Origin of the sequence: Lacibacter sp. H407 (assembly GCF_037892605.1) — a bacterium.
In the GTDB taxonomy this organism is placed as follows: domain Bacteria; phylum Bacteroidota; class Bacteroidia; order Chitinophagales; family Chitinophagaceae; genus Lacibacter.
Genome location: NZ_JBBKTU010000002.1, coordinates 223050 through 240484 on the forward strand (window position 1 = coordinate 223050; position 17435 = coordinate 240484).

Annotated in this window: 15 protein-coding genes; 13 read left to right on the forward strand and 2 right to left on the reverse strand. The window is 40.7% G+C overall.

All coding sequences use genetic code 11. From position 1 onward, the window contains the following. Nucleotides 1-165 precede the first annotated feature (165 nt). From WG989_RS20215 to WG989_RS20275, 13 genes are all read left to right on the forward strand, one after another. Nucleotides 166-1620 (forward strand): hypothetical protein, encoded by a 1455-nt coding sequence (locus tag WG989_RS20215; protein WP_340431928.1) that lies wholly within the window; start codon nucleotides 166-168, stop codon nucleotides 1618-1620. 59 nt (nucleotides 1621-1679) lie between these two features. After that, the gene (locus WG989_RS20220; RefSeq protein ID WP_340431929.1) at nucleotides 1680-2213 is read left to right on the forward strand and encodes a GNAT family N-acetyltransferase; all 534 of its coding nucleotides are present in this window, start codon (nucleotides 1680-1682) and stop codon (nucleotides 2211-2213) included. A 280-nt stretch (nucleotides 2214-2493) separates the two neighbouring features. Continuing rightward, complete coding sequence (locus tag WG989_RS20225; RefSeq protein WP_340431931.1) at nucleotides 2494-3072, forward strand: Crp/Fnr family transcriptional regulator; 579 nt, start codon at nucleotides 2494-2496, stop codon at nucleotides 3070-3072. Nucleotides 3073-3152: 80 nt separating this feature from the next. Beyond that, nucleotides 3153-3746 carry a DinB family protein gene (locus WG989_RS20230; RefSeq protein ID WP_340431933.1) on the forward strand — a complete coding sequence of 198 codons (594 nt, stop codon included), beginning with the start codon at nucleotides 3153-3155 and terminating at the stop codon, nucleotides 3744-3746. A 132-nt stretch (nucleotides 3747-3878) separates the two neighbouring features. Further along, nucleotides 3879-4472, forward strand: coding sequence for a hypothetical protein (locus tag WG989_RS20235; RefSeq protein WP_340431935.1), 594 nt, complete (start codon nucleotides 3879-3881; stop codon nucleotides 4470-4472). Nucleotides 4473-4502: 30 nt separating this feature from the next. Next, a complete protein-coding gene (locus WG989_RS20240) occupies nucleotides 4503-5702 on the forward strand; it encodes a serine hydrolase domain-containing protein (protein WP_340431936.1) in 1200 nt (399 codons plus the stop codon). Between the two features lie 18 nt (nucleotides 5703-5720). Then, entirely contained in the window at nucleotides 5721-6497 is a 777-nt protein-coding gene (locus tag WG989_RS20245; RefSeq protein WP_340431937.1) for a hypothetical protein, read from the forward strand. A gap of 78 nt (nucleotides 6498-6575) precedes the next feature. Continuing rightward, nucleotides 6576-7346: a hypothetical protein gene (locus tag WG989_RS20250; RefSeq protein ID WP_340431938.1), complete on the forward strand. Its 771-nt coding sequence runs from the start codon at nucleotides 6576-6578 to the stop codon at nucleotides 7344-7346. A gap of 108 nt (nucleotides 7347-7454) precedes the next feature. Then, complete coding sequence (locus WG989_RS20255; protein ID WP_340431939.1) at nucleotides 7455-8897, forward strand: serine hydrolase; 1443 nt, start codon at nucleotides 7455-7457, stop codon at nucleotides 8895-8897. After that, nucleotides 8897-9451 (forward strand): dihydrofolate reductase family protein, encoded by a 555-nt coding sequence (locus WG989_RS20260; RefSeq protein WP_340431940.1) that lies wholly within the window; start codon nucleotides 8897-8899, stop codon nucleotides 9449-9451. The genes WG989_RS20255 and WG989_RS20260 overlap by 1 nt, the downstream gene beginning before the upstream one ends. An 81-nt stretch (nucleotides 9452-9532) precedes the next feature. Beyond that, nucleotides 9533-10831, forward strand: coding sequence for a S41 family peptidase (locus WG989_RS20265; protein ID WP_340431941.1), 1299 nt, complete (start codon nucleotides 9533-9535; stop codon nucleotides 10829-10831). Between the two features lie 152 nt (nucleotides 10832-10983). Beyond that, nucleotides 10984-11424: a hypothetical protein gene (locus tag WG989_RS20270; protein WP_340431942.1), complete on the forward strand. Its 441-nt coding sequence runs from the start codon at nucleotides 10984-10986 to the stop codon at nucleotides 11422-11424. A gap of 231 nt (nucleotides 11425-11655) precedes the next feature. Then, nucleotides 11656-12441 (forward strand): hypothetical protein, encoded by a 786-nt coding sequence (locus WG989_RS20275; RefSeq protein ID WP_340431943.1) that lies wholly within the window; start codon nucleotides 11656-11658, stop codon nucleotides 12439-12441. 119 nt (nucleotides 12442-12560) lie between these two features. On the opposite strand, the gene WG989_RS20280 is transcribed toward WG989_RS20275, so the two are convergent. Next, on the reverse strand, nucleotides 12561-16082 hold the full coding sequence (locus tag WG989_RS20280; protein ID WP_340431944.1) for a VCBS repeat-containing protein: 3522 nt from the start codon (nucleotides 16080-16082) through the stop codon (nucleotides 12561-12563). Nucleotides 16083-16159: 77 nt separating this feature from the next. Then, nucleotides 16160-17392: a hypothetical protein gene (locus WG989_RS20285; RefSeq protein WP_340431945.1), complete on the reverse strand. Its 1233-nt coding sequence runs from the start codon at nucleotides 17390-17392 to the stop codon at nucleotides 16160-16162. Between the last annotated feature and the right edge of the window lie 43 nt (nucleotides 17393-17435).

Consider the following 17435-nt stretch of genomic DNA (forward strand, 5'->3'; position numbering starts at 1 on the left):
AGTATTTATCAGTACATCAACACTACCCGTTTCCAATTCATCCGGATTTTTGTTGTTTGTCTCTATTGGCAAAGGGCCTGCATATACAGTTCATCCATCTCTTTCATCAATAGCCTGCACAGCGGGCTATTTTTGTATTCACCTTATCATCAATCAAACCTTATCATGCAATTGTTCAAATCATTTCTTGTTACAGCAGCACTTTTCAGTTGCTATACGGTAACTGCACAGGACAGCACAAAGCAAAGTAAAAACCGTCTTATCCTCGATTTTCCTGTGCTTGAATTTCCACACATGAATTATGCAGCAGGGATGTCGTTCAACAAACGCCTGCAATTGCCTTCCGGCGGCACTGTGCGTCCAACCTTCGGCGATTTTATACGTGGGTACGAAAGTCCTTCCATGCAGCAGGCACTTGCTGTTACAAAGAATCTTCATGCAACAAATTATTATTTTAATAACCGGTTATGGAACAAATGGATCGCACCGGTAAATTCTAAGAAAAAATTTCTAAACCGGCTTGCTGCGAATGCAACGGCCGGTGCAATTGATTATGTGTTGGCGTATCACCTCATGGTGTTTGGTCCGGTTTGGCTGCATGAAGAGTTTCACCGGAATGGTGTAACGCATCAATGTGCATCCAGCTTCGATGAAACTTATTATCGCTTCGGCGGAGGTATCCCAAGTGGTTCAGTATCGCATGTGCTGGATGAAGACATGATGCGGTTTAAAGATAGAGCACCACAAAACATGGTGCGTAGTTTTGCAGCAGGTATTGAAGCGCAGTATCAATTGGTAAGAGCCTTGCAGAAAGATAATTTTTTCCATCCCACCAATCAGCCAAATGTTGCCATGAATATTCTTGTCACTAACCAGGCAATTGGTTATGTGAATCAGTTCAAACAAAAAGATTACGATGCCAGTATCGACTCAATGAATAAATATGGAGTTGCAATAAAGGATCGTGATTTTGTGGGATGGGATTTTACAGCATGGGTATACGATCTGCATCGCATCAATGAACCGTATAGCAACCGTGGTACACATCCAAACGGAACGGGGATCAACAGAGCCATCAAACGAAGTCAGCTTACAGCAGAAGAAGATCAATATTTAAGTAAGATGGGACGGATGCAGTACCTGAATTTTATTTCACCTTCCATGGTTGGTATTCATCGCATTAAATTAAATGAACAAACGGCGTTTAATTTTTCAGTTCGTCATATATTGAATTCGTTTGGGTATGATCTGGGTCTTGATGTTTTTCTCGAGACAAAAGGAACGCAATGGCTGGTAGGATTGCATGGATACAGAAATAAAGAAAAAATTTGGCCCGGTATTGAAGTAGAAAATCCTGCGATCAAACTACGTGTACGCAGAGCTCAAATACCGGTACAGGCAAGAGCAATGTTATGGCTCCAACCCAAAGATCAATTGTTTACATCCACCAAAGCCGAACCTGGAGGTTTGTTACAACTGCGTGCTTTTTATCCAACGGGAAAATCTTTGAAGTTGTATGCAGAAGCAGAAGCAAAGACAAACGGATGGGTGGCAGCAAATCCTTATCTCGATCCGAATGTAACGGTGCGGATGGGTTTGATGGTTGATCTCAACAAATAATCACAGTATCCTGTTCGTTTATCGAACAGGATTTTTTATTTTGTTCAAAATGTATTCAGATGTTTCCTGTTCTTACCACAGAACGTTTAGTATTACGAAAGGTTGAACAAACCGATGCGGTGGCTGTATTAAAAGGCTACAGCGATCCGTTGGTGAATCGGCATATGTCGGTGGTCTATCATTCTTTGGAAGAAGTGCAGGTGCAACTCGATTGGTACAACGAAATTTATAACACAGGAGACGGGATCTGGTGGGCATTTAGCAAGAAGGAGAATCCGGCCATAGTGATTGGCAACGGCGGATTGCATCAGCACAAACAGGAGCATAAATGTGTTGAGCTTGGTTACTGGATATTACCGGAAGAGCAAGGCCGTGGCTATGCATCAGAAGCCATCCGCTCCATTTGTGCGTATGCATTTACTACGATGGATGTGCACCGCATCGAAGCCATTGTTGAAGGCGACAACAATGCAAGTATGCAATTGCTTACCAAGCTGGGCTTTGCACATAAAGGTGCTCGCAAAGAATGTGAACTGAAAAACGGGCGCTATATCGATCTCCATTATTTTGCTTTGCTCAATCCGGCGCATTAAAAGCCGATGCATGTGATGTTTCCTCACATCATTTCACGCTGTACATTCCACAATTCACACAGTTATGCGATTGATTCACGGGGTACTGCAATCTATCTTCACATCAGTTTCGTTAATATAGTTACTAAAACATTTTTTATGAACGATTTAATGTGGGCCCATATCTATGTTGTTCCAACCGGTACCGGCTTTGGCTACCTGTTGATCAACTGTATCGGCAATCCCGAAAATAACTGATGTTGCTTTTTGGTAAACGCAGGCTTTGCTTATCTTTAGCAGGATGGAAATTGAATTGCTTAAACAATTTGTACAACAAATTCATCCGTTGCCGGAAGCGGAGCTGGAACGTTTTGCTGCCAACTGGAAACCGCTGACCGTAAAACGGAAAACCATTCTTACAGCGGCCGGTGAAACTGAACGTTATGTTTATTTTGTGCTGGAAGGATTGCAACGTGCGTTTTATGTGGGCGATGGCAACAAAGAAGCAACCATTGTGTTTACCTATCCACCTTCCTTCAGCGGTGTAGCTGATAGTTTTCTTACACAAACTCCTTCGCTTTATTTTTTAGAAACCTTAACAGCCAGTCGTTTTCTCCGCATATCGTACGATGAAATGGACCAACTGATGAAAACTTCACCAGCCATTCAACAATTTTTATTTAAGGCAACCGCTTTCGCATTAAAAGGTGCGTTACATCGGCATGTAGAATTACAATGTTTTACAAACGAAGAAAAGTTCAGGACATTATTGCAACGCAGTCCGCATATCCTCAACCTGGTACCACACAAGTACATCGCCTCTTACCTCGGCATGGATGCCACCAACTTCAGTAAGTTGTTAGGCTCAGTTAAAATTTAATTTGCACTACGTTGGAAATCTTGGTTTTTACCAAGAACTGTTTTATTGATCTGTTTGAAATTTGTGTTAAATAGAAAAACATGAAACAGATCAATAGTAACACACTTCTTGAATTATTGCAAGCCGATGTACGTGAAATTTTATTGCAATGCTCAGCCTTGCAGGCAAAACCTGCCAGCCTGCTGCAACAACAACCACAGCCGGACAAGTGGAGTGTGGCGCAGGTATTGGAACACCTGAATTTTTATTCCCGTTTTTATATTACGGCCATTGAACAGAAATTACATTTGAATCAATCGGGGCCCAATAGAGATTTTACACCCGGTTGGCTGGGTAATTATTTTACAAAGCTGATGAAGCCTACAGCCGAAAAAACCATTGCATCAAAAATGAAAGCACCGGCCAATGCAGTTCCTTCGGCTCAGCCCGATGCAACGGCAGTTTTAACGGAGTTTATCAGTCATCAACATCATTTGCTCAACCTGTTACAAATTGCCCGTACTGCTAATCTTGAATACAACCGTATTCCAACTTCGCTTACAAAATTGATCAAGTTAAAGCTGGGCGATACGTTCCGTTTCTTTATTGCACATGAGCAACGGCATTTTTTACAAATTGAAAACACCCTGAAACAGATCGAGTTGAAAGATTCATCTGTTTTACACGCTGCCTGATCAACCCTTATCATCAAAAAGATGTGATAGTGATATCACATCTTTTTTTATGTGCCGGCTTATTTTCACATTGATATGTGGTTTCCTGAAAGAATATAATTCCAAATCTTTGCAACCTTATCATCACTCATCATGAAATTCAACCTTATCATCATTTTTACATTCTTCGTGTTCTTTACTGCCGGTCATGTATTGGCACAGCAGCATCAAAGACCATTGGGATACGATCTTTCTGCAGGACTACAAACATTTTATGCGCCATTTTTAAAAGCGGATGTAAAGGGCATGCATCCGGTTATACTGGCGGGTGTACATCAGCCATTGAATTTGAAAAACAATGTGGGCCTCACATTAAAACTGGGCTATAACCGTCATGCAAAACAAGGCGATGCATTGTTTACGCAGCTGTTGTTTAATTACACACCGGTTATTGCAAATCGGCTGGAGTTAGGTATTGGTGCAGGCATTGGTTATCAGTTAGCATTTTATCCATCAAAGCCATTGAAATGGAATGGTACAGAATGGGTAGAAGGAAAAGCAACAAAAGGTGTGATACAGGTACCGGCACAGGTGAGTATCGGTTACCGTGGTATTGAAACAAGCAAAGGCCGTTTTACACCGTATGTTTCTTACCAGTTGAATGCGTTGTTTAAATACACGCCCGATCTTACTCCATTACCATCCTCGTTCTTTTTGCTGGGTGTTAAATATTCAGCTAAGAAATAATTACTGCTAACCTCAAACGAATTAAATTATATGAAACGGATTTTCATCGTTGCTATCGCTATCGGCTTGCTGTTTTTTTCTTCCTGTCGTAAGGATGTTTACAGTACTGCTGTTACGCCTGTGGGTGGAGTATTGCCAAAAAATGCAAACCATCCAATGAAAGACAGTCTTGAATTTATTATCAATAAACATATAGCCAAGGGTGTTCCGGGTGTGCAGGTAATGGTCAAGAATGCAGATGGCTGGTATATTGCAAATGCCGGTTATGCAAAAGTGGAAATCAAAACACCTATTGAAGATAATATGACGGCTTGGGTATACAGTATTTCCAAAACCTATCTTGCTGTTGTTGCATTACGATTGAAAGAAAAAGGAATTCTGAATCTTGATGCAAAGATCTCCAGCTATCTTTCGCAGGATGTAATAAAGCATTTGGCAAATGCTGATAAGATCACCGTGCGGCAACTGATGAATCACAGTAGCGGGTTGCGCAACCATACGGTAGAACCTTCGTTTCAATTATTTCAATTGAATAATCCATTGACTGTGCTGACTCTTGAAGAGAAAGTGAAATTCGTGTACGACAAACCTGCGCTGTTTGAACCGGGAACAGATTTCTTTTATTCCAACACAGGTTATACATTGTTGCAGTGGGTTGTAGAAAAAGTAAGTAACAAGCCTTATGCGCAAGTGTTGCGGGAAGAAATTCTGCAGCCATTGAATCTTACAAAAACATTTTACGGAGTTACCGATCAACAAGCGCTGCAGTTAGGTTTTCCCAATTATTATTTTGAACGATATAACAATGGTCAACTGGAAAATGCAACGCAATGGCATAATACTATTGCGAAAGGATTGGAAGGCTATGGTGGTATTGCTGCCAATGGAACAGATGTAATTCGTTTCATGGAGTCTTTGATCAACGGTAATATCATCAGCCCTGAATCATTAACGGAAATGCGCACATGGGTACAAGGCAAAGAAAGTACAGAACCCGACTATGGATTGGGTTTTGAATACTTTGGCAGCTATAACAAAACGGTTCCTACTGTTACGTACGGACATGAAGGTGATGGATTGGGCGGCACTACACAGGTTTTATACATTCCTGCCAACAATACATATTTATTTATCAGCATTAATGCAGGTCGTCAGTTGTTTGGTGAGTATTTGTTCCGCACCAGCGATCTTAAAATTGATCTGTGCCGTTATGCAGCAACCTATCGTTGATCCATTAACTAAAATGTTATGCAAAAGATATATGGTTTTCTTTTTTTAATAGTAGTGATCAGTTCCTGCAAACCGCAGCCTGATCCGTTGCAACCGCCTGTGATACCCATTGCCAGGTATGTAAGCAAGATCGCAAATGCGGAAACTGAATTCAGAGAGTATCAGTACAATGCACAACATACGCTTACAAAATACACGTCGCAGTTTGTTAACGGAGCAGGAATCTCCCGGTTAATTATCGATTATACCTATTCAAATTCTGTTATTACAAAAGCTGAGTCAATATCGGGTCGTATAGATTACGTCACCGAAGCAGGAAAAGTAGTATCAACAAAATATTTTTCAGTGAATGGTGTGCTTCGTTCAACCATTCAATACATATACAATAACAAGGGACAGTTAAAGGAATGGATCGAGCAGATCAACAATCCTCATACAAATGAACCGGTTGAATCGAAGCAGATTTACGAATACCATCCTGATGGTAATGTAAAGCGAATTGAACATTTCTATCGCCTCAGTTTAACAGATCCGTTCACGTCCATGGGCGGAACGCTGTATGATCGTTACGACCGTTACCGAAATCCGGAATTGTTGTTTGGTACACCGTTGTATTTGCCGGGCGTGTTTGTAGCAATCAATAATCCGGGACGCATTCAGCATTTTACTCCCGGCGGAGCGGTACATCAAATTAATTTACTGGAGTATACTTATTATGCAGATGGAATGATCGCTACCAAAAAGTCATCATTGAGTAACAGTTCCGTTTCGATTTTATACACGTACAGTTATTAACTGTTAAACTTTATTCTATTTTGATCTTGATGCAACGGAGTGTAGTCGAAAGTTGTATTCAAGAAGAAAACACAATCTATGCAATACGCTTACACCACGATCGCTTTTGTTATTTTGTTTGTCAGTTCCTGTAAGAAGCCGACAACGCAGCCAGAGCAATCATTCAAACAAGTCACAAAAATTTCTTCATCGCCAACTGATTTCCGTTCGTTTACGTATGATGCGAATAAACGTTTGACAAATCATACGATTCAGTTTGTGAACGGAAACGACGTTTCGATGATGTCGGTGAATTACTTTTATATCGATGGCATCATCAGTACTTCTTCATCACAGGGCGGTTCAATATTTTATGAAACGGAAGGCAGCCAGGTGAAAGTTGTGAGAAGTTTCCGGCCAATGGGAAGTGCGATCTCAACGCTTTACTACACGTATAACAGCAATGGACAATTAATTGAATGGAGAGAGAAGTTTGGTCAGCCGCAAATTGATGAGCCAAAAGAATCGAAACAAACTTTTGAGTATTACGCAGACGGAAATCTGAAACGGATGCTCTATTATTTAAAGATGACAAACGACGGGCCTTTCACTTTAAGCGGAAGCACAGTGTATGATCAATACGATCAGTTCAAAAATCCGGAGATCTCGTTTTTGGGAACGATCTATTTGCCTTCGGTTGTATTCCAAAAGAATAATGCCCGCAGGGTAAGATATTATGCAGCTAACGGAGAAAATTATCAAACTATTACCTTCAATTTCACCTATGATGCAGATGGATATCCTGCAACAAAACTGTATAAAGACGACAGAAGTACAGTGCCCATTCTTTTTACGTACAGTTATCAATAAAATTCAATCGTTTCAGCAGTAGTTGGTTTAGAAGGGGATCTTGCAAAAGGTCCCTTTTCACATATTCATGTGGTTGAAAATGCATTATTGCACCGGTATATTTGGTACATGAAACAAACCTTCATCATCTTACTTTTTCTTACACAAAAAGTAATTGCTCAGTCACCTTCACAGGTAAAATTGAAAATTGACAGCCTCATGCAATTGTATGTGGATACAAAACAGTTTTCAGGAAATGTATTGGTGGCAAAAGGAACCGATGTGTTTTATTTGAAATCCTTCGGGTATGCCAACCGGGAAGAAAAAATTGAGAATCGTGCCGGCACCAATTTCAATATTGCTTCCATGGGTAAAACGTTTACCGCCACACTTATTATGCAGTTGGTGCAGGAAGGAAAAATATCAATCGATCAAACGCTGTCTTCCATTCTGCCCGAGTACAAGGTGAAGAAAGCCGATAGTATTACCGTTCGGCATCTGCTTACCCATACCTCTGGTGTTGGTAATTATATGATGCATGTAAATTTTGAAGCAGAGCGTCATCAGCTAAAATCGTTGAATGATGTAATGCCGTTTGTAGTGGCAATGGAGCCAACGTTGGATTATGTCGGGCAGCGTCATGATTATTCCAATTCTGGATTTATATTGTTGGGGAGGATCATCGAGAAAATTACGGGTAGGTCTTACATGCAAAATATGGAAGAACGCATTTTTAAGCCTTCTGCTATTAAACAATCCTATATACATTACCCGGCAACGTTCTTTGCGCCAAAAGAGGCGACGCCTTATTTGGCATACACAGCAAAAACATTTGTGAATGCAGCAGCAGAAGAATTTCCGGCTTTTTCTGATGGCGGCATGCAATCAAATGTGCTTGATTTGTATTACTTCGCCAATGCATTACTGCAAGGGAAGTTGCTGTCACCTGCCATGCGTGACAGTATGTGGAGTGGAAAAGTAGAAACAGGCAGGGCGGGGAAATACAGTTTTGGATGGGAAGATGAACAAACCGATTATGATAAAAGAGTATTTAGTCATAGCGGTGGTGGAAAAGGCTTTTCATCTGATCTTAAAATCGTAAAAGAAGATGGATACATTGTTATTGTATTGATCAACAACCGTGTAAATCCTCGTGAAGTAACGCACAATATTTTACGCATTCTGTACGGAAAAGAAATTCGGAAGCCTGAAAAATATCTTGAGAATGTATTAATGGAAGTAACTGAACAGAAGGGCTTTGACTATGTGCGTAAAAATTACAAATCCATCATTAAAGAAAGAGGGTTTGATAAAACGCCTAACCCCTGGGTGTATATCATGTACTCCGATATGTTTGAAACCTTGAAGGATTTTGATAAAGCCTTTGAAGTAATGGAAATGGGACGGGAAGAATTTCCAAAGGAAACATCCATGTATAATGTAACCGGTCAATTGTATGCCAACCAAAAAAAGTACAAGGAAGCGGCCGAATGGTTCCAGAAAGCATTGGCGATTGATCCGAAAGATGGCTTTGCCACAATGATGATGAGTAATATTAAAAGTAAATTATAATGTCCCGTGATCGTATGGCAAGAAAAGTGATCGTTTATATTGCTGCAAGTGTGGACGGTTTTATAGCAGGCCCTGATGGTGATCTTTCTTTTTTATCAAGTGTGGAAAAGGAAGGAGAAGATTATGGCTATGCAGCTTTTGTTGAAACGGTTGATACGGTGATCGTGGGCAAGAATACGTACGATAAAGTATTGTCGATGGGATATGCCTTTCCACATGCAAACAAAGAATCCTATATCATTACAAGAACGGAGCGGGCAACAGAGGGAACAACTGTTTTTTATACAGGCGATGTAGCAGAGTTGGTACGGAAGCTGAAGACAAAAGAAGAGCAAAATATATTTGTGGACGGTGGTGCTTACGTGGTCAATCAACTTTTGCAGCAGCAGTTGATCGATGAAATTTATCTCTCGATCATTCCTGTGCTACTCGGGGGTGGCATTGCCTTGTTCAAGCAGGAAAATCCAATGCAACAGTTGAAATTGCAATCTGCAAAACACTTTGATACAGGCCTTGTTCAATTGCATTATTTGTTTCCAAAAGCAGACCAGTGATCTTGCTACGTTGCAAATTTTCACATGTTCATGTGGTGAAATGATGCCGGCAGCAGCGATATATTTGATGAAAACCTTGTCATGAAGCAGATCGCATATTTCCTCCTCTTTCTTCTCGGAGTAACAACAGCCAATGCGCAAATCAGCAAACAACAGAAGTCGGAAGCAATTGACAGTGTGGTGAAGCTGATGAACGAACGCTATATTTTCCCTGAAACGGCGAAACAAATTGAACTGCATCTCCGCAAACAGCATTCAAAAAAAGTGTATGACACGATAAGCAACGGCGATGTATTTGCTGCTGCACTTACAACCGATATACGTAGTATCTGCAACGATAAGCATGTTACTATACGCTATTCGGCACAAGCACAATCAGTAGACCGCACAAGTTTCATGACTATATCTGATGAAGAGCGAAATGGTTACAGCGAATGGTTACGATTGGAAAACTATGGTGTGCGAAAGATCGATATACTAAAAGGGAATATCGGCTACATCGATTTTAAATTTCTTTGCGGAACAGAATATGCCGGTGATTTTTATGCAGCAATGATGAATTATATCAATCACACCGACGCACTCATCATCGACTTCCGGAAATGCGGTGGTGCGATGAGCGATAATGTGATCTCTTTTCTTTGCAGTTACTTCTTTGCCGATAAAACACACCTGAATGATCTGTACTGGAGAGAACGAAATTTTATACAGCAAACATGGACACAGGTTGTAGTGCCAGGCAAAAAATATTTGAACAAACCAATTTATGTGTTGACGAGTGGCGGTACATTTTCCGGTGCGGAAGAAATGGCGTACGATCTCAAGAATTTAAAACGTGCAACCATTATTGGCGAAGTAACCGGTGGTGGCGCCAACCCGGGCGGAAATGTTGCGGTTACCCCGCACTTCAGTATGTTTTTACCGGTGGGGAAAGCAATCAACCCCATTACCAAAACAAATTGGGAAGGGGTAGGTGTACAACCGGATAGTGTTACAAGTTCTAAGATGGCGTTGAACAAAGCGCATATAACAGCGATGAATCATGGAATTAGCAACACAAAGAATCCATTGTGGAAGGAAGAGTTGAAACGATTAGTTGCAGAAGTGGAAAGTGATGTGCCGGTATTGGTGAATGTTGAATTCAGACTGAAAGGTTTTACGAATGCAAAGCAAGTATCGGTTGCAGGAAGTTTTAATGATTGGTCACCATCCTCTACGAAACTGAAAAGGGAAGGAGATGAGTGGATCGTACAAACTGTTGCAGAGCCGGGTAAGCATATGTACAAGTTTGTTGTAGATGGTAACTGGATACTCGATCCTGCCAATAAAGAAACCGGCAATGAAAACGGGCATATGAATTCGGTGATCGTCGTAAAGTAATATCACTTCAATTTTTGCCGGGGCACTTTGTTATTGATCAATGAAGAAGTGGATTGAATCTGTATGTGAGTGAAATGTTAATCACATGTTCATGTGACGACATAAACTGATACGATCGTTTACTTTCAGTTGAATTATCAAAACCTTATACGATGCAAAAAGTAATCTTATCATCATTTCTTCTTTTATTGTTGTTTGCCGCATGCACAAAGTCCGGTGTCAGAGAATTTGAACCGCCCGTTTCAAAGACGATTGAATTTCGATTGTCACAGGCCTCCGACTATTCGGGTTCAGTTTACGATGGAGTTCAGGCCGAGGTTACTTTGTCTGTAAGCATACAATCGGACGTGCTTCCTGCACTGCTGATTTTATGGGATACAATTATTCCTTATCAAAGTTTACGTGTTTATCCCGGTTCCCAAACGCCTCTGATCATTAATAAACAATTCAATGGTATTATAGAAAGTAAAGAAACAGTTCGCTACAGCAAAGTAATTCGTTACAGAGATGCGTTGAATCAAATCTCCATGACTGCTTTTGGTGAAGATATTCCTGCTTCAGTAAACAGCAAATCTGTACCGGTTGATTTATAAATGTTCATTTTTTTGTTTAGAAAAACAAATCACATGTTTATGCGATTGATGAGCATTTTACAAATTGCATCTTTGCATAAGTCATAATTAATAGAAGATTTACAGTTGCTGACCTTTCACCTGAGACCTGTTCAACAGGTCTTTTTTTATTTCACATATTTATGCGGTTGTAGTGCAACGTTAGTAGATTGACATTTGTCAAGTCAATAATCATTAAACCTTATCATTATTATGAAGTTCAATTTCAAATCAGCAACACTGCTGCTCGGGCTTATTGTAAGCACCACATTTATTTTCAGCTCATGTAAAAAAACGAACGATGAGCCGGAACAAAGTACACGGATCAAAACGGTTGTGTCGCCCGACAACGAGGTAACGTTTACGTACAATCCAAACGGCACCATTAAAACAGCGGCGGTAAAAAACAGTTTTTCTACATCGGGTGATCTGATCACTTATCAGTTATCGTATAATGCGGCGGGTAAGATCAGTGAGATTACATCCGATGAAGATGTGCGGATAGTACCCATCTACACAAACGGTGTTTTGGCCGAAGCTTCCTTTGAAACGATCAATGGTATTGAGTTGTTTGTTACAACATACGAATACCAGAACGGAAATCTTGTAACAGCTGAAATTGAAACAGCATCAGGCCAGGCATGGACAAAATTTATGTTCCAGTACAATGCTGCCGGAAATGTTACAAAAACAGAAACCTTCCTTGCAAACCCGTTGCAGGGCAATCAACTTGAATTTGCAGGTTCTATCGCATACACCTATGATGCGAAGATCAATCCTCTCCATCCTGCAAAAGAGCTGATGCATTTATTGTGGATACCATCGTCTCCCAATAATGCACTTAATGAAATTCACAAAGACAGTAACAACGAACTGGAAGAAACTGTGAATTATACCTATCAGTACAATAAGAATAATACGCCGAAGTCGGCGGTAATGCAATCCACTGTTGTGGGTGAACAACCGGTGAATACAAATTTGACATTTACCTATTTCTAAACTGAATGATGAACACAACCAACATGTGAATATAATGTTGGTGTAAAGTTTTCGAAAGTAATATCGATTTCAAGCATACATGCAGTTGGTTTCCGCCCGGGTATTCTTGCCCGGGTTATTTATTTACTGAACTCAACAGAAACAACTGATGCATTCTTTAACACATACCTTGCGGATTGCGACGCAAACGAACTGCCGTAATAAAACTCAGCTTTTCGTTTCTTCCCGTTTTGCAATGTAAGCGTAGCGGTATATGTATTTGCAGGAATGATTTCAGCAGCCGAAGTTTGTTTTAACTGAAAGAATTGCATAGCAGCACCGTTCTGTGATGCAAGTATACCAACTGATCCAGCAAATGGAAACTGCAGCAAAGCTTTTGTGTTCCCCGGCAAGTAAATACCACTTTGTAAAATCGATCGAGGAGTAAAGTTGCCGGTACCATCGCCGTGCAATAACAAACTGTTAGATGCATCCATGCGGCCCATGTAAGGATGCATATTATATTCATTTCCGCTGAGTAAAATATCAGGATTGCCATCTGCGTTGTAATCGTCCACAACAATTCCATACACAGGGCTCCATTGTGCTGCTGCAGGAAGTGCATGTAAAACAAATTCAAAGTTTCCTTTGTTCTCGATCCATACCGAATGAAACTCCGATGCAGCTAAATTTATTTCTCCTTCACGATTGAATGGTTGCAACAGTTGGTCGATATCGGTTTTTGCATATGCAGCAAACTGTGGGAATTGTTTTTTGATAGATGGGATTTCTTCTGCCAGTTGATCACGGTATGCAACAGGAAATGCTTTCATGGTTGATTGCATGGTTGAAGGTTTCCATGTGCTGAGAATAAGATCCCAGCGTTGATTGCCATCATAATCATTGGCAAATACCTGTACAGGTTGTTCCTTCGTTCCGTTGTAATAACCGTTGGTTCCAAAATTGCCAACAACGTAATCCATATCACCATCGTTGTCAAGATCGGCAGAAGTAATACTGTTCCACCAACCGGTTGCTGCATCTGTTGCAGTTGGCTGTTGTACAAATTTCCCCTTTTCATTTTTGAAAACATGAATACCCATCCATTTGCCGGTTACAAGAATATCGGCATCGCCATCATTGTCAACATCACTGAAAATTGCATCGCTGATGAGGCCAATGCTTGCAAATCCGGGGATCACTTCGTTTGTAACAACAGTAAATTTGATCTGTCCATCTTTTGTATCATTACGTAACAGCGTACTAACTTCTGCTTTTGGATATTCACCTGGAACAGTTGAGCCGCAAATCAACAGATCAATATCTCCATCCTTATCATAATCGGCTGCTTTTACAGTAGCCTTGTTATTATACAGTGCAGGAATTGCAGTACTGTCGAAACTGAAATTTCCCATTCCATCATTCCGGTAAAAACGATCAGCATACCCTTTATCTCCTTTCGGTAGCTGAGCGCCGCCGGTTGCAATGTAGAGGTCAACATCGCCATCATTATCTGCATCAAACAAACAAAGGGCTGCATCGTCAGTAAGTTGCGTATGATTCGAAAGAAAATTCTTTGAAGTAAATGTTTGATTGCTTTGTTGGAAATAAAGCATGGCCGGTTGCGGAGCAGTGCCTCCTGTTATAATATCGATCAACCCATCACCATTTACATCGGCGCTGGCAAGCGCAGGACCGTATTGCGAAAATTTATGTGGCAGTTGACGTTGTTTGTTGAAATCAACAAAGTCATCTTCTTTGTGTTGGATATTTAAACCAACAGCACTGCTGCGATTGGTAAATAAATTAGCTGTGGCAGTTTTTGCCTGTTGCTCTGTATTTACAGTTGCTGCAATTGACTGACTGATGAGTATTGTTTGGTTGGCGACAACATCGTTCAACACTTCTTTTTTGCCATCGGGCCAATACACAACAATTGAATCTACTTTATCAACACTATCCAAACCAAAGTGCATGATATTTTCAACACTACTCATATAACCGTGATAAGGTGTGTGTTCACCCATTTGCTGTCCGCCTTTGTAATAAAGATGAGCAATTGTTCCGATGCCATTGATATTGGAGGTGTCGCCACGAAAGCGAATGCGGAGATAATTATTTTTTTGTTTGGATTCGTTTAATGTGTTTTCCAGCAAAGTAGCTTCCATATTGCTGTTGTTGATCACTACATCCAGATCACCATCTGTATCAAAGTCCGCATAGGCAATACCGGCAGAAAACGTTGGAATGTTCCAGCCCCAATCAGTTGTTTTATTCGTGAACGTAAGGTTGCGGTTATTCTGAAAAATGTAATTGCTGATTTGAACGGGTGGTAATTTTTGCAACAGCTCATTCAAACCTGTTTGTTGATTTTGTTCACGGTAGGCAATAAAGTCGAGATCGGTAATATCTTTCGGCAATCCGTTCGTGGTCATCAGATCTTTATAGCCATCATTGTCTGCGTCGATCAACAAAGCAGCCCAGCTCCAATCCGTAAACGGAATGCCGCTGAAATAAGCCAGCTCACTGAATACGGGTGCGCCGATCGAATCGTTTTCTAATATTCTTTGTCCTTGGTTTACCTGTAATGTATTGCGTACGGTTTGATAAGGAAAATTGAATTGCGCCGAATACAGATACCAGTTATAATCAACAGGACTCATCATCATTTTTTGCCTGTAATTGTCTTCAGGCATCATATCCATTTCAACCAAATCAACAAGTCCATCGTTATTAATATCACCTGCATCATTTCCCATCGCATTTAAACTGCCGTGTTTAAAATATTCACTGTTTCGGTTGCTGAATGTGCCGTTTTTATTGTTGATGTATAAAATGTTTCCACTCAAATAATCATTGCTGATGTAAATATCTTTCCAGCCATCACGGTTAATATCGAGGATGTTGATACCGAGTCCGTTTCCTTCCCAGGTAATGCCTGCTGCTTTTGTTACCTCGGTAAATACTGGATGTTGCAGACTGTCGCTCCAGTCATTACGGTATAATTTGTCGTTGGTAAAACCGGTGCCGTCATTTTTTATTTTTCGGAACGTGCTTGGATACTCATTGGTTAAATCATTTACAACAAGATATGCATCCAGATCACCATCGTTATCATAATCAAAAAATGTAGCCATATGTGTGCTTACTGTATCAATCAATCCATACGAAGCAGCACTTTCCCGAAAGCGTGGTGTGTTGATGGCCTGATCGACACCTGTATTGATATAGAGCAGATCTTTTTTCAGTTCAGCATTTTGCCATGCAGCGGCACACACATAAATATCCAACAGCCCATCGTTGTTAATATCAACTATGGTAGCGCCACGGCTCCATTTCCCGGCACCGTTTACTCCCGCATGTTCTGTTACATCTTCAAACTTCATATTGCCCCGGTTCATATATAAACGGTTGGTTGTAAGCGAAGCAGTAAAATAAATATCCGGCAGCCCATCGTTATTAAAATCGCCAATACCAACACCACCACCGTTGTAGAGGTATTGATAGTTGATCATATTCAATTGCTCATTTTCTTTGATCTCGTTGTTGAACGTGAGCCCGCTGGCAGCACTTTTTATTTCACGAAAAAGAGGGGCTTCTTTTTTTTTATTGCAAGAGGATAAGAGCAGCAGTACCGCAAGCAGGGAAAGCAGTTGTTTCATCTCATTTGTTTGGTTCCCGAAAATAAGATAAAATAACAGCTTCTGACATTCCTGTTGAGAAGCGACGTTTGTGTAAATCAACGTCGGGCTACCTGTGGTTTGTTTGCTTTTTGCGTATTGTAAAACAGGAGCAACCCCGAAAACATTATAACGGCCGCTCCTAACAGTAATTCATTTCCGTAAGGGAAATGGCTGTAAGAGATCGCAGTAATGCCTTGGCCCATGAGCAGCACTTCGTTCAGAATCATAGCGCTGATAAATAACCATAGCCCGATCGCTGCTGTTTTATTTTGCAGTACTAATAATTTATGCTGAATGAGATAGCCAAGAATAAACAGGCTTACAAAGCCGAGTAGCACTAAGTGGAGAAAACCAATAATGATCGGCCGGATGCCAAATGCAAATTTGTTTAATTCAGGAATGGCCGAAAATGCCTGTAAAATAATTTTTAAAGTAAAGGCGGATGCTGAAAACAACCAGATCCAATTTACAAAGCGGTGCAGGTGTTGGCTGAGTTGGTTTTTGAGTTGGAGAAACAAACGAATGAATATGACCAATCCAATGAGTTGTACAAACGCTGCTGCCGTGCCAGCTGTAAACATCCATTGCGGCAACCGCATCCACATCATCGATAGAAACCAGGCAGGAATGAGCGACACAACCAATGCTATAAAGAAATAATGACTGCTGCGTATGAGTGATGCGTTCATCCACTGTTTTACCTGGTTAAAGAAAAGCGCAAAAATGGTAAACAGAAACCATCCATTGTATTGAAAGTGCAGATAGAAATACACCGATCCGAAATACCAGTTTTGCTGTACCGTTTTTGTTGCCATTAAATAAGCAAGTGTAAATGTGCCGGCAGCAGATACCACATTGCAAAGTAATGCTGCATAGATCCATTTTTTCTCAATGCTCAAGTGTGTACTTGTACGGATGATCTTCCAGGCAACAATAACAAACCAAAATGAAACAAGAATCGATAAAGTTGAAAAGGCAATGGAAATGGGAGCGTAGCCCATAAACGGGAAGCTCAGTAACATTCCGTAGCTGCTCACTTGTTGCGATTGCAGGATCGGATTGAACTGATGTTGCTGCTGAATTGTTGGCTTTAGTACAGAAATAATACAAACAAATAATGCCAGCGTAACCCATCCTGCAAATGCAAAATGAGAATGGGCATGCAGCAGATGCTTATGATCTACCAGTGGTAGTGGATAAAGAATTTTATAACGAAGCAATACACCTACCAGTGCAAGGACTACAAAATTAAATAAAGCCCATCTCGACCATTTTTGCGTGAAACTCATGCGGAAAGAAGTTTGTTAAAGGAATTAAGAATAGGTAAAAGGT